This is a genomic window from Herminiimonas fonticola, from assembly GCF_003293745.1.
Taxonomy (GTDB): Bacteria; Pseudomonadota; Gammaproteobacteria; order Burkholderiales; family Burkholderiaceae_D; genus Oxalicibacterium; species Oxalicibacterium fonticola.
Genome location: NZ_PTLZ01000002.1, coordinates 509563 through 522788 on the forward strand (window position 1 = coordinate 509563; position 13226 = coordinate 522788).

General features: G+C 51.8%; 11 protein-coding genes and 1 tRNA gene. 11 read left to right on the plus strand and 1 reads right to left on the minus strand.

Annotated features, from left to right (window positions below; all coding sequences use genetic code 11):
- Positions 1 to 24 precede the first annotated feature (24 nt).
- The 9 genes from bamB (at position 25) to Hfont_RS09795 (ending at position 9536) form a co-directional block, all read left to right on the plus strand.
- Positions 25 to 1209 (plus strand): outer membrane protein assembly factor BamB, encoded by a 1185-nt coding sequence (bamB, locus tag Hfont_RS09755; protein ID WP_112992179.1) that lies wholly within the window; start codon positions 25 to 27, stop codon positions 1207 to 1209.
- A 9-nt stretch (positions 1210 to 1218) separates the two neighbouring features.
- The gene (der, locus tag Hfont_RS09760) at positions 1219 to 2562 is read left to right on the plus strand and encodes a ribosome biogenesis GTPase Der (RefSeq protein WP_112992180.1); all 1344 of its coding nucleotides are present in this window, start codon (positions 1219 to 1221) and stop codon (positions 2560 to 2562) included.
- A 106-nt stretch (positions 2563 to 2668) separates the two neighbouring features.
- Positions 2669 to 2905, plus strand: a complete 237-nt coding sequence (gene hfq / locus Hfont_RS09765) for an RNA chaperone Hfq (RefSeq protein ID WP_112992181.1) — start codon at positions 2669 to 2671, stop codon at positions 2903 to 2905.
- Between the two features lie 35 nt (positions 2906 to 2940).
- Complete coding sequence (gene hflX / locus Hfont_RS09770) at positions 2941 to 4059, plus strand: GTPase HflX (protein WP_112992182.1); 1119 nt, start codon at positions 2941 to 2943, stop codon at positions 4057 to 4059.
- Between the two features lie 51 nt (positions 4060 to 4110).
- Positions 4111 to 5412 (plus strand): FtsH protease activity modulator HflK, encoded by a 1302-nt coding sequence (gene hflK / locus Hfont_RS09775; protein ID WP_112992183.1) that lies wholly within the window; start codon positions 4111 to 4113, stop codon positions 5410 to 5412.
- Positions 5412 to 6302 carry a protease modulator HflC gene (gene hflC / locus Hfont_RS09780; protein ID WP_112992184.1) on the plus strand — a complete coding sequence of 297 codons (891 nt, stop codon included), beginning with the start codon at positions 5412 to 5414 and terminating at the stop codon, positions 6300 to 6302. The genes hflK and hflC overlap by 1 nt, the downstream gene beginning before the upstream one ends.
- Before the next feature lie 208 nt (positions 6303 to 6510).
- Positions 6511 to 7662, plus strand: a complete 1152-nt coding sequence (locus Hfont_RS09785; RefSeq protein ID WP_112992185.1) for an ATP phosphoribosyltransferase regulatory subunit — start codon at positions 6511 to 6513, stop codon at positions 7660 to 7662.
- A 3-nt stretch (positions 7663 to 7665) separates the two neighbouring features.
- Positions 7666 to 8979, plus strand: coding sequence for an adenylosuccinate synthase (locus Hfont_RS09790; protein WP_162845898.1), 1314 nt, complete (start codon positions 7666 to 7668; stop codon positions 8977 to 8979).
- 20 nt (positions 8980 to 8999) lie between these two features.
- Positions 9000 to 9536 (plus strand): phosphoribosyltransferase, encoded by a 537-nt coding sequence (locus tag Hfont_RS09795; protein WP_112992186.1) that lies wholly within the window; start codon positions 9000 to 9002, stop codon positions 9534 to 9536.
- A 206-nt stretch (positions 9537 to 9742) separates the two neighbouring features.
- Here the strand turns inward: Hfont_RS09795 and Hfont_RS09800 are convergent.
- Positions 9743 to 9827: transfer RNA gene (locus Hfont_RS09800), tRNA-Leu, on the minus strand.
- Positions 9828 to 9975: 148 nt separating this feature from the next.
- Between Hfont_RS09800 and rnr the strand changes: the two genes are divergently transcribed.
- Both rnr and rlmB read left to right on the plus strand, forming a co-directional pair.
- The gene (gene rnr / locus Hfont_RS09805; RefSeq protein WP_112992187.1) at positions 9976 to 12408 is read left to right on the plus strand and encodes a ribonuclease R; all 2433 of its coding nucleotides are present in this window, start codon (positions 9976 to 9978) and stop codon (positions 12406 to 12408) included.
- A gap of 3 nt (positions 12409 to 12411) precedes the next feature.
- Positions 12412 to 13155, plus strand: coding sequence for a 23S rRNA (guanosine(2251)-2'-O)-methyltransferase RlmB (gene rlmB / locus Hfont_RS09810; RefSeq protein ID WP_112992188.1), 744 nt, complete (start codon positions 12412 to 12414; stop codon positions 13153 to 13155).
- Positions 13156 to 13226 lie beyond the last annotated feature (71 nt).

Here is a 13226-nt window from a genome sequence, read left to right on the forward strand (position 1 = left end):
CTTTAAAAACGCTTAAGGACGAAGATGCGTATCAAATCGAATGCCACGTTGAATTCTGCCGTGCTGGCAACGTCAAAAATTCTGGGCGCAGGATTGTTGCTTGCAATCACCGGATGTTCCTCGCTTAATCCGTTTGCCAGCAAACCATCGACACGCAATCAACCTGCTGCGTTGACCGAAGTCAAACCGACAGCAACTGTGCGTACTGTCTGGTCGGAAAGAGTCGGTAAGGCAGGTCAATATAGTTTTGCGCCTGCTGTCGTTGGCAACGATGTATTTGCCGCAGCAGCGGACGGCACGATTACGCGCATCAATGCAGCGACAGGTCGTTCGATATGGAGCATCAATGCTGGAACCAAGTTGACGGCTGGCGTCGGCAGTGACGGCGATACCATCGTTGTCGCTGGTGAAAAAGGCACCGTGCTGGCATTTGACGGCAACGGCAAACAACTCTGGAAGGCACAAGCCAGCAGCGAAGTGTTGTCTACGCCTGCAATCGGCCAAAACGTCGTGGTAGTACGTAGTCTGGATAATCGCGTGGTCGCACTGGATGCGGCGACAGGCGCGCGCAAATGGTTCCTGCAACGTACGGCACCGGCGCTGACCTTGCGTACTTCGCCTGGTATCACGATTGTGAACTCGACGGCTTTCGTTGGTTTGGCTGGTGGCCGCTTGCTGGCCGTCATGTTGAATAATGGCGCGCCGCGTTGGGAAGTCGCTGTCGGTGATCCACGCGGTACGACAGAATTGGAACGTATCGCTGATATTTCCGGTTCACCGGTTGTGGCCGGTCGTGATGTTTGTGCAGTTGCGTATCAGGGACGTGTGGCTTGTTTCGATGCAGCCAGTGGCACGCCACGCTGGGCGAAAGCATTATCCAGCGATGTAGGTGTGGCAGTCGATGAACGTTTTGTTTACGCCGCCGATGAGCGTGGTGGATTAAGTGCTTTTGCGCGCGATGGCGGCACCAGTATCTGGCGCAATACGCAATTGGCGAATCGCCGCTTGTCGACGCCTGTCAGCTCCAACCGTTTGGTCGCGATAGGTGATTACCAAGGTTACATCCATTTTTTCTCGAAAGAAGATGGTTTGTTAGCGGCGCGTATCAGTACCGATGGCAGCCCGATTCTTGCCGCGCCGGTTAGTGCCGGCGCGAATTTTATTTTTCAAACTCAATCAGGAACGTTGGTCGCAATTGCGGCCGAGTAAAACAATTAGATGAAGCCGGTTATTGCACTTGTAGGTCGACCTAACGTCGGCAAATCCACGCTATTCAACCGACTCACGAGGTCGCGCGATGCCTTGGTCGCTGATCTTCCGGGCTTGACGCGTGATCGGCACTACGGCGAAGGCCGTGTGGGCGAACGTCCTTTTCTGGTGATTGATACTGGCGGTTTCGAGCCTGTTGCCAAGGAAGGCATCATGCATGAAATGGCCAAGCAGACCAAGCAGGCGGTAGCAGAAGCGGACGTCGTGATCTTTATCGTCGACGGTCGTCAGGGTCTGACGCCACACGATAAAACCATTACCGATTTTCTGCGCAAGTCGGGGCGCTCGGTGATGCTGGTGGTCAACAAGGCCGAGGGTATGAAGTACACGATGGTCACCGCCGATTTCTATGAACTCGGTCTTGGTGATCCTTACGTGATTTCTGCCGCGCATGGCGATGGCGTTACCGATCTGGTAGAAGAGTCGCTGGATATCGCCTTCGCGCAACGTCCGCCGGAAGAAGAAATCCCTGAGTCGAAGGACCGCAGTGTCCGGCTGGCGATTGTCGGTCGCCCGAATGTCGGCAAGTCAACGCTGGTCAATACCTTGCTGGGCGAAGAGCGCGTGATCGCTTTCGATTTGCCGGGCACTACCCGCGATTCAATCGAGATTCCGTTTGAGCGCGACGGCAAGTTGTACACCTTGATCGATACTGCCGGCATACGCCGTCGCGGCAAGGTATTTGAAGCGATCGAAAAATTTTCGGTGGTTAAAACCCTGCAATCGATTTCCGAAGCGAATGTCGTGCTCTTGCTGCTGGATGCACAACAGGATATTTCCGAACAGGATGCGCATATTGCCGGCTTCATTCTGGAGTCCGGCCGTGCATTGGTAGTCGGCGTGAATAAATGGGACGGTTTGACCAGCGATAGACGCGACGAGATCAAGATTGATCTGGAGCGAAAACTGGGTTTCTTGTCATTTGCGAAAACACATTTTGTCTCTGCACTAAAATCGAGCGGTATTGGCCCGATGATGAAATCAGTCGATGGTGCTTACGCAGCAGCGATGTCCAATTTGTCTACTCCAAAACTGACCCGCGCCTTGATCGAAGCGGTAGAGCATCAGCAACCGCGTCGCAAGGGTTCCATCCGTCCGAAATTGCGTTACGCGCATCAGGGCGGGATGAATCCACCTATTGTCGTCATCCACGGCAATGCGCTGGATGCTATCGATGCGAATTACAAACGCTTCCTTGAAAAACATTTCCGCGAAACTTTTTCGCTGGTAGGGACTCCACTACGTATCGAGTTACGTTCCGGCAAAAACCCTTTCAGTCGTTCGGAAAAATAAACCGGCTGGACGGAAAAGTCCGAAATCGATTACATTCCTGAGAGAGGCACTTGAAAACAAGCAAGATGCCTCAACCTCCTAATCACAACAACACAATGGAGCTGTCATGACCAACAAAGGGCAACTGTTACAAGACCCATTCCTCAATGCCTTGCGCAAAGAGCACGTCCCCGTTTCTATCTATCTCGTCAATGGCATCAAGCTCCAGGGTCATATCGAATCGTTTGATCAATACGTCGTATTGCTGCGCAATACCGTTACGCAAATGGTCTACAAACACGCAATTTCCACAGTCGTTCCGGCACGCGCCGTGAATCTGAGCATCGAGTCTGAAGCTGAATAAGGTCGGCATCATTTTGCTACTGGCACGGGACTAATATGCGTGCAGTACTGGTTGGCCTTGATTTTGGTAAAGGCGATTTTGCCGCAAGCCTGGAAGAACTTTCCCTACTTGCGCGATCCGCAGGTGCCGAACCTATCATGACGATTACAGGCAAGCGTGCCAGTCCGGACGCTGCCTTGTTCGTCGGTTCCGGCAAGGCAAATGAAATAGCCGATGCGGTGCTTGATCATGAGATCGATATCGTTATCTTCAATCACGCACTTTCCCCCGCGCAGCAACGTAATCTGGAGCGCCATCTGAAGATCAGGGTGGTCGATCGCACCAGCCTGATTCTGGATATTTTCGCGCAGCGTGCACAAAGTCACGAAGGTAAAGTCCAGGTCGAATTGGCGCAATTGCAACATTTATCTACCCGCTTGATCCGTGGTTGGACCCATCTGGAACGCCAAAAAGGCGGTATCGGCTTGCGTGGTCCGGGTGAGACGCAATTGGAAACCGATAGACGCTTGCTGGGCGAGCGGGTTAAAGCTCTCCGTGCGAAGCTCGAAAAACTGCAAAAACAGCGTGCAACACAACGTCGTGCGCGCGGTCGTAATAATGCATTTTCCATTTCGCTGGTTGGCTATACCAATGCAGGTAAATCAACACTGTTCAATGCATTGACCAAGGCGAGAATGCTGGCTGCGGATCAGTTGTTTGCTACGCTGGATACTACTTCTCGCCGCATTTATCTGGGAGAAGCTGGTAATGTCGTGATTTCGGATACAGTCGGCTTTATTCGCGAGTTGCCGCATCAATTGGTTGCCGCATTTCGCGCCACTTTAGAGGAAACCATAAACGCCGATTTACTGTTGCATGTGGTCGATGGCGCAAGTCCGATGCGTATGCAACAGATCGAAGAAGTGAATATGGTTTTGCAAGAAATCGGTGCCGATCACATCCCGCAGATTCTAGTTTGGAACAAGATTGACGCTGCAGGGCTGGAACCTGCTTTGGAGCGTGATGAATATGATAAAATCCGACGTGTTTTTATTAGTGCCCAGACTGGAAGCGGATTGGATCTATTGCGTGAAGCGATAGTCGAATGTGCGAAGCAGCGCGCCGCTGGACTAGCAGATGTATCGCTAACTGCATCTGACGACGTCAACCTATAACGAATTTTTTGGTATTCCAACCCATTATTTTTCAGCCCGGACCGCAAAAGAATGCTTGTTTCCCTACTCAAAAGATTTGGCTTGAAATTCTCGCTCAACGATCCTCGCTGGGGTCGTGGCTCTGACGACAATAACAAGAATCAGGATGGCAAACGGCCGAACGACGGCCCGCCAGATCTGGATCAATTGTGGCGCGATTTTAATCAGCGCCTAAGCAACCTGTTTGGTAACAAGAAAAACGGTGGCGGCAATAACAACGGTAACGGTGGCAATTCCGGTGGAACCGGATTTACCCCTGACATGCGTGGTGCCGGCATTGGTGCCGGAGTCATCGCTGCGATCGTTGGATTTCTGTGGCTGGTGAGTGGCTTCTTCATCGTGCAAGAAGGCCAAACCGGCGTAGTCATGACCTTCGGTAAATTCAGCCACATGACGCCAGCCGGTTTTAACTGGCGCTGGCCGACCCCGATTCAAAGCCACGAAACTGTGAATGTGTCGCAGGTTCGTACGGTAGAGGTCGGCTATCGCGGCAACGTCAAAAACAAGCAGCAGCAAGAATCCTTGATGTTGACTGAAGATGAAAACATCATCGATATCCAGTTTGCAGTTCAATTCACATTGAAAAATGCTTCTGACTGGGTATTCAACAACCGCGAGCAGGACGAGATGGTCAAGCAAGTCGCAGAAACTGCGATACGCGAAGTCGTTGGACGCAACAAGATGGATTTTGTCTTGTATGAAGGTCGCGAAAAAATCGCATTTGACGCCAGCCAGTTGATGCAGCAAATCGTTGATAAGTACAAGGCTGGTGTGCAAATTACTAACGTGACGATGCAAGGTGTGCAGCCGCCGGAACAAGTACAAGCTTCGTTCGATGATGCGGTGAAAGCAGGCCAGGATCGTGAACGTCAAAAGAATGAAGGTCAAGCTTATGCCAACGACGTGATTCCGCGTGCCCGTGGTGCCGCCTCGCGTCTGATGCAAGAGTCGGAAGCTTATCGTGCGAGTGTGACTGCGAATGCGCAGGGTGAAGCATCTCGCTTCAAGCAAGTGCTGGCGGAATATCAAAAAGCGCCAGCCGTGACACGTGACCGTATGTATATCGAGACGATGCAGAAGATCTTCTCAAGCACGACCAAAGTGATGGTTGATTCCAAGGGCAGTAATAATCTGATTTATCTGCCGCTGGATAAATTGATTGCACAAACTGCTGCCGGCACAGCAACTGCGCCATCAGCAACCACAGCTACTACACCAGCATTACCATCTGATTCAGTCGCATTGGAGACGCAATTGCAGCAGGATTCCCGCACCCGTGATAGCCGTAGTTCCCGTGATCGGGAGGCTCGATAATGAATCGCCTTATTTCTGTTGTAATCGCATTGGTGATTGTGGTCGGCGTATTTTTCTCGACTATGTTTGTGGTCGATCAGCGCCAGTACGCGATCGTGTTTGCCTTGGGTGAAGTGAAAACGGTGATCAGTGAACCTGGTTTACATTTCAAATTGCCACCGCCATTCCAGAATGTAATCTTTCTTGATAAGCGCATCCTGACGCTGGATACGCCAGATGCGGATCGCTTCATCACGGCTGAAAAGAAAAATATCCTGGTCGATGCTTTCGTCAAATGGCGCATCGTTGATCCACGTCTGTATTACGTCAGTTTCAGTGGCGATGAGCGCAGTGCGCAAAACCGCATGGCGCAAATCGTCAAGGCTTCGCTGAACGAAGAAATTACCAAACGCACAGTGCGTGAAGTGATCTCCGGCGAACGCGGCAAGGTCATGGACGGTATTCAGAAAAAAGTAACGGAAGAAGCCAAACAGATTGGTGTCGAGATTGTCGATGTGCGTTTGAAGCGTGTTGATTACGTTGATCAGATCAACGCCTCGGTTTTTGAGCGCATGAAATCCGAGCGTGCACGTGTAGCGAATGAATTGCGTTCGACAGGCGCGGCAGATTCAGAGAAAATTCGTGCAGATGCTGATCGTCAACGTACTGTGATTCTGGCTGAAGCTTATCGCGATGCCGAGCAAATACGTGGTGAAGGCGATGCGAAAGCGTCGCAGATTTACGCGCAGGCATTTGGACAAAGCCCGGAGTTCTACAAGTTCTATCGTAGCCTCGAAGCTTATCGTGCCAGCTTCAAGACGCGCAATGATATGCTCGTCATCGATCCGAATTCTGAGTTCTTTAAGTACTTCAAAAATCCGACAACTGGTAGTAGCGCGCCAAAGAAATAAAGTTGTCTGCCGTGAATGCAGGATGGGGCCAAGGTCTTGGTACTCAAGTCCTGATGCGTTCACGGCAGTCTTTTCTTTTTAGCACCACTACGTTTTACAAGAGCGAATAATTTTCACGAGCGTGTTTCAGTTTTGAATTGCGCTTTGCCAAGTGCCTTGGCGATATTAGCCGTGCCTATTTTTTTTCTGACCTATTTCATTTCCCGTCATGCCTAATTGGCTCTTGCCTGAAAATATTGCCGATGTTTTGCCGTCTGAAGCGCGCAAGATTGAAGAGTTGCGTCGTCTGATCATCGACAGTTTCCATCTGTACGGCTACGAGCTGGTCATGCCTCCTATGCTGGAGTATCTGGAGTCCTTGTTGGCCGGTGCCGGCCAGGATATGGATTTGCGCACCTTCAAGCTGATTGACCAACTATCTGGTCGTACCTTGGGTGTGCGGGCAGACATGACAACGCAAGTTGCACGTATCGATGCGCATCTGCTGAATCGAAGCTCGGTTACAAGGCTGTGCTACTGCGGCAGCGTATTGCTAACACGTCCAAACGGTTTGCATGCCACACGCGAGCCTTTGCAAATCGGTGCAGAGATATACGGTCACGCCGGTTTGGAAGCAGATGGCGAAATTCAAGAGCTGGCGCTGGCCTCATTGGCATTGGCAGGTTTTAGCCATGTACGTCTGGATTTGTGCCATGTCGGTGTGCTGCGTGCATTGCTCGAAAGTGATGCGAATGCGCAGAAGGATGAGCGTGCACTGTATACTGCGTTGCGTGCGAAAGATGTGCCGGCTCTGGAGGAGATCACCGCGGCGTATGGCGCGGACACGCGTCGCGCCTTGCTTGCCTTGCCAGGACTATATGGTGATGTAACGGTGATTGCGAAGGCACGCGAAGTATTGCCACAATTGCCTGGGATTGCCAAAGCATTGGATGAGTTGAATGCCTTGGTCAACCTTGCCGGCGACGCCAGTGTAACGATCGATTTGGCAGATCTGGGCGGTTATCAATACGAAAGCGGCGCCATGTTTGCGATTTACGTTCCCGGCTTGCCGAACGCAGTTGCACGCGGCGGTCGTTACGACCATGTCGGTGAAGCATTTGGCCGCGCACGTCCGGCGACTGGTTTTTCGATGGATCTGCGTGAATTGGCGCGATTGTTGCCTGTAGCTGAACCCAAGCGCGCGATACGTGCACCATGGGGCCGTGAACCGGCATTAAGTAAAGAAATTGGCGCATTGCGCAAGGCAGGGGAAGTCGTGATTCAAAGTCTTTCCGGCCACGAAAACGATCAGGATGAGTTCGAGTGCGATCGCGTACTCGTGCTTGAAAATGGCAACTGGATTATCAAAAAATTAGGTTAAGTAATGTCTACAAAAAGCATGGCAAAAAACGTCGTAGTAATCGGTACCCAATGGGGCGATGAAGGCAAGGGCAAGATCGTCGATTGGCTGACCGATCATTCGCAAGGCGTGGTGCGCTTTCAAGGCGGTCATAACGCGGGACATACGCTGGTTATCGGCGGCCATAAAACCGCATTGCAATTGATCCCGTCGGGCATCATGCGCGATGGCGTGGCGTGCTACATCGGTAACGGCGTAGTGCTGTCAGTGCCTGACGTGCTGCGTGAAATCGACAAGCTGGCTGCGATCGGTGTTGAAGTGCCATCGCGTCTGAAAATCTCTGAAGCTTGCCCGATCATTTTGCCGTATCACACCGCACTCGACGTCGCTCGCGAAGTGGCACGCGGCGATGCAAAGATTGGTACGACAGGCAAAGGCATCGGCCCTGCATACGAAGACAAGGTAGCGCGCCGTGCGATTCGTGCGGCCGATTTACTGAACGAAAAACGTTTCGCTGAAAAATTGCGTGAAAACCTCGACTATCACAACTTCGTACTGGCTAATTACCTGAAGGTGCCAACGGTCGATTACCAGAAGACACTGGATGATGCGTTGGCCGATGTGCCACGCTTGAAGCCTATGGTGGGTGACGTATCGAGTGCTCTGTACGCAGCATTCAATGCTGGCGCGAATCTGTTGTTTGAAGGCGCGCAAGGCAGCTTGCTCGACGTCGATCACGGTACTTATCCTTACGTCACATCGAGTAACTGCGTGGCAGGTAATGCATCGACAGGTTCGGGGGTTGGTCCAGGCATGTTGCATTACATCCTGGGTATTACCAAGGCTTACACCACGCGCGTAGGTTCGGGGCCATTTCCATCCGAATTGCCAACCGATACAGGCGTAGGCAAGCATCTGGCAACAGTCGGTCACGAGTTCGGTACCGTTACCGGTCGTGCACGTCGTTGCGGCTGGTTCGATGCTGCCTTGCTGAAACGCTCGGTACAGATCAACGGTGTGACTGGTATGTGTTTCACCAAACTGGACGTGCTGGATGGTCTGGAATCGCTGCGTATTTGCACCGGTTATAAATTGAATGGCAAGACAGTGGATATCTTCCCGGTTGGTGCGGAAGATGCGGCAGCCTGCGAGCCGATTTACGAAGAAATGCCAGGCTGGAAAGAAACGACAGTGGGTGCAAAAACGCTGGAAGCCTTGCCGGCAAATGCGCGTGCCTATATCGACAGAATCGAGAAACTCGTCGGTGTACCTATCGACATGATTTCAACCGGTCCTGATCGTGAAGAAACCATCGTATTGCGTCATCCATTCAAATAAGATCTACAACAGTCGGCAACATGCCTGAAGCTAGCGACAAGGATTTATGGGTTGCATGGGATGAATACCACCATGCAATCGAACGTCTTGCGTTGCTAGTGCATGAGTCCGGCTGGAAGTTCGATCAAATACTTTGCCTGGCGCGCGGCGGTCTGCGTCCAGGTGATGTCTTCTCCCGCATCTTCGATGTTCCGCTGGCGATTTTATCGACCAGTTCCTATCGCGAAGATGTCGGCATGACGCAAGGCATGCTTGATATTGCCAAACACATCACGATTACCAATGGCTCACTGAGCGGCCGCATTTTGCTGATCGACGATCTGGTTGATTCCGGCGTTACGCTGGAAAAAATTCAGTCGCATCTCTCGGAGCAATTTCCTGATGTGACAGAAGTAAAATCTGCCGTCATCTGGTACAAAGCTTGCTCATCAGTCAAGCCTGATTACTATCTTGAGTATTTGCCGCACAATCCGTGGATACATCAGCCATTTGAAGAATACGATGGCCTGCGCCCGCACCAATTAGCAGCATGGATTAAAAAAGGCGACGTAGAATAAAACGTGTAGTGATGTTGTCATGCTCGGCTGGCATTATGCTGTGAGCAATGAATGAGGCATACGCGGATGCGGCGGGAAAATGCGAGGCGGTCGGATATAAAATCGACTGCAATATTTGAGTGTAAGCAGATTGCAAATAACTTGAATCTGAAATGCATTCTGAAAAAGAAAAAGCCCGTTGACGAATCAACGGGCTTTTAATAACTTGGTGCCCACGGAGGGACTCGAACCCCCACACCTTGCGGCACATGGACCTGAACCATGCGCGTCTACCAATTCCGCCACGTGGGCCTACAGAAAGATGAGCAGTATAGCGGAAATCATTTGAATGTCAATCGTCGAATGCAATCATTTCGGATGATTGCCGACTTATTATGCAAACATCGTCACCGTCCGTTACACTGACTCCCGTTCCAATAACAATTAACTGAAACAGCTTTTGAGCCAATACTCTTACACCATTCCCAGCCGCGAGGAAATTCTCGGCATCTTACGCACGGCGACCACGTCGCATGATGCTCAATCCCTTGCCACCGCACTCGGCGTAAAGCCTGACGAGATGGACGGCCTGATGCGCCGCCTGAACGCAATGGAGCGCGACGGTCAGATCAAGCCGGATCGTTCCGGTAATTATCAACTCGCGAACTCATCCAATTTTATTGAAGGCCGCGTCAGTAGTCATCGCGACGGTTTCGGTTTTCTGATTCCAGACGATGCAAGTGCGGACATCTTTCTGCCGGAAAAAGAAATGCAGAAAGTGCTGCATGGTGATCGTGTACAAGCGCGCATCATCGGCACCGATAGACGCGGTCGCCCTGAAGGCACCATCGTTGAAGTTGTGTCGCGTGCGAATACACATGTGATCGGCCGTTTGCTGAATGAAAACGGCGTGTGGGTTGTTGCACCCGAAGACAAACGCATAGGCCAGGACATCATGCTGGCCGGCTCACCAGGCAAAGCAAAAACCGGCCAGGTCGTCAGCGTCGAATTGACCGAACAACCTTCGCGTTTCAGCCAGCCTGTCGGCAAAATTGTCGAGGTGCTAGGCGACATCGATGATCCAGGCATGGAAATCGAAATCGCTGTGCGCAAATACGGCGTGCCACACGAATTTTCTGAAGATGCAAAAAAAGCCGCAGCCAAGCTACCGACAGAAGTCCGTGCTATCGATATAAATGATCGCGTCGATTTGCGCGATGTGCCGTTGGTGACTATCGATGGTGAAGATGCGCGTGATTTCGATGATGCGGTTTACTGTGAACCATGCAAGATTGGTCGCGCAGATGGATTCCGTTTGATCGTTGCGATTGCCGATGTCAGCAATTACGTGAAACCGAATGAACCGCTCGACGTGGATGCGATTGAACGCAGCACCTCGGTGTATTTCCCGCGCCGCGTGATTCCGATGTTGCCGGAAAAATTATCGAACGGTTTGTGTTCGCTCAATCCTGGTGTCGATCGCTTGACGCTGGTTTGTGATGCGGTAATCACTAGCAAGGGTGAGATCAAGGCTTATCAATTTTATCCTGCGGTGATTCATTCTGCAGCGCGCCTGACCTATACCGAAGTCGCTGCCATTCTCGGCAACACCAAGGGCATAGAAGCGAGCAAGCGCCCGATGCTGGTGCCACATCTATTGAACTTACATGGTGTTTATCAAGCTTTGCTGCAGGCACGTCATGCGCGTGGTGCGATTGATTTCGAAACCACAGAAACCTATATTGTTTGCAATGAAGTTGGCAAGATCGAACAGATATTGCCGCGTACTCGCAATGAAGCGCACAAGCTGATCGAAGAGTGTATGTTGGCGGCCAATGTCTGTGCTGCTGACTTGCTTGAACGTCACAAACATCCGAGTTTGTACCGCGTGCACGCGTTGCCAACGAAAGAGAAACTGAATCAGGTTCGTACTTTCCTGAAACAGGTCGGCTTGAATCTGGGTGGCGGCGATAAGCCTAGCGCATCCGATTACGCCGAGTTGATGCCTAAGATCAAGACGCGTCCTGATGCCTTGCTCTTGCAAACAATGTTGCTGCGTTCTATGCAGCAAGCGGTCTACAGTCCGGAAAATATCGGCCACTTCGGTTTGTCGTATGAGGCTTACGCTCATTTCACCAGCCCGATCCGTCGCTATCCCGATTTGCTGACGCATCGTGCGATCAAGGCGATTTTGCAAGGCAAGCGCTATACGCCTAAAGGGATGGACACGAGTGTATTGAACACGATGTTGTCGCCCGCCGCACGTAAAAAGCATGCGCAAGATAAAGCCGAAGGCAAACAAAAAGCCGAAGGCGAACTCGCGATATGGGAAGCGCTGGGCATACATTGCTCCGCCAATGAACGTCGTGCGGATGAAGCTTCACGTGACGTCGAAGCATGGCTCAAGTGCTACTTCATCCGCGACAAGCTGGGCGAAGAATTCACTGGTGTGATTTCCGGTGTGGCGACTTTCGGTATTTTCGTGCAGCTCGATTCGCTGTTCATTGAGGGCATGGTGCATGTCACAGAGTTGGGTGCGGACCACTTCAAATTCGATGAGGCACGTCACGAACTGCGCGGTGAGCGTACCGGTATTCGTTATCAATTGACTGACAGGGTTACGGTGCAGGTTAGCCGGGTTGATCTGGATGCACGCAAAATCGATCTGCGTCTGGTAACCGAGCCTGGTATTCATACGGTATTGAAAAACGAAGCGCGCCGTGCGGATACCGAGCATCAATTGCGTACGCAAAAAGGTGCAAAGAAAAGTTCGGCGAAAACAAGTCCTGCAGGCAGCACAGCTCCTGCGAAAAAAACCAAGGCAAAACGTCCGCCGGCGACGCCAAACAAACAGCGTCCACCGGCAACCAAACCAAGCAAGAAGAAGCGATAAAAAATGAAGAGCAAGATGATTTTCGGCTTCCATGCCGTCACGGCGCGTTTGCGTCATGAAGCCTCTTCGGTAGAAGAAATTTATATAGACGCGAGTCGTCACGATCAGCGCATGAAGGATTTGATACGCGCCGCGGAAGCGTCCAAGGTGCGGATTATTTCAGCTGACGACGCTCGTCTCAGCAGTATCGTCGGCACGCGGCGTCATCAAGGCGTTGTGGCCAAGGCGGGTGAACTGTCGTTGGCACGCAATCTGGATGAATTGCTGGATGCAGTTGATGGCCCACCGTTGCTGCTGGTGCTGGATGGGATCACAGACCCGCATAATCTGGGCGCATGCCTGCGCGTGGCGGATGGTGCAGGTGCACATGCGGTCATCGCACCTAAAGACAGAGCAGTCGGTTTGAATGCGACGGCAGCCAAGGTTGCCAGTGGTGCGGCCGATACCGTTCCTTACATTACTGTAACGAATCTGGCGCGTACCTTGCGCGAACTCAAGGAGCGCGAAATTCTGTTGATCGGAACTACCGACGACTCTGAAAAAGGCTTGTATGAAGCTGATTTCTCCGGCCCGGCAGCATTGATCATGGGTTCGGAAGGTGAGGGTATGCGCCGCCTGACGCGGGAAACCTGTGACGTTCTGGTCGGCATCCCGATGTTTGGCTCGGTCGAAAGCTTGAACGTATCCGTGGCTTCTGGTGTTTGCCTGTACGAAGCCCGCAGACAGCGGATCGCCACCGGCTCATAAGCCGCAATCTGAACTGCAGTTCAGAAGCTGTAATTCATCAGTCGAGCAATCACAAAAAAGCCGTACAAATC

What these genes read in the sequence shown, in the direction of transcription:
- bamB (WP_112992179.1), top strand. Translation starts at nt 25, where the DNA reads ATGCGTATCAAATCGAATGCCACGTTGAATTCTGCCGTGCTGGCAACG.
- der (WP_112992180.1), top strand. Translation starts at nt 1,219, where the DNA reads ATGAAGCCGGTTATTGCACTTGTAGGTCGACCTAACGTCGGCAAATCC.
- hfq (WP_112992181.1), top strand. Translation starts at nt 2,669, where the DNA reads ATGACCAACAAAGGGCAACTGTTACAAGACCCATTCCTCAATGCCTTG.
- hflX (WP_112992182.1), top strand. Translation starts at nt 2,941, where the DNA reads ATGCGTGCAGTACTGGTTGGCCTTGATTTTGGTAAAGGCGATTTTGCC.
- hflK (WP_112992183.1), top strand. Translation starts at nt 4,111, where the DNA reads ATGCTTGTTTCCCTACTCAAAAGATTTGGCTTGAAATTCTCGCTCAAC.
- hflC (WP_112992184.1), top strand. Translation starts at nt 5,412, where the DNA reads ATGAATCGCCTTATTTCTGTTGTAATCGCATTGGTGATTGTGGTCGGC.
- Hfont_RS09785 (WP_112992185.1), top strand. Translation starts at nt 6,511, where the DNA reads ATGCCTAATTGGCTCTTGCCTGAAAATATTGCCGATGTTTTGCCGTCT.
- Hfont_RS09790 (WP_162845898.1), top strand. Translation starts at nt 7,666, where the DNA reads ATGTCTACAAAAAGCATGGCAAAAAACGTCGTAGTAATCGGTACCCAA.
- Hfont_RS09795 (WP_112992186.1), top strand. Translation starts at nt 9,000, where the DNA reads ATGCCTGAAGCTAGCGACAAGGATTTATGGGTTGCATGGGATGAATAC.
- rlmB (WP_112992188.1), top strand. Translation starts at nt 12,412, where the DNA reads ATGAAGAGCAAGATGATTTTCGGCTTCCATGCCGTCACGGCGCGTTTG.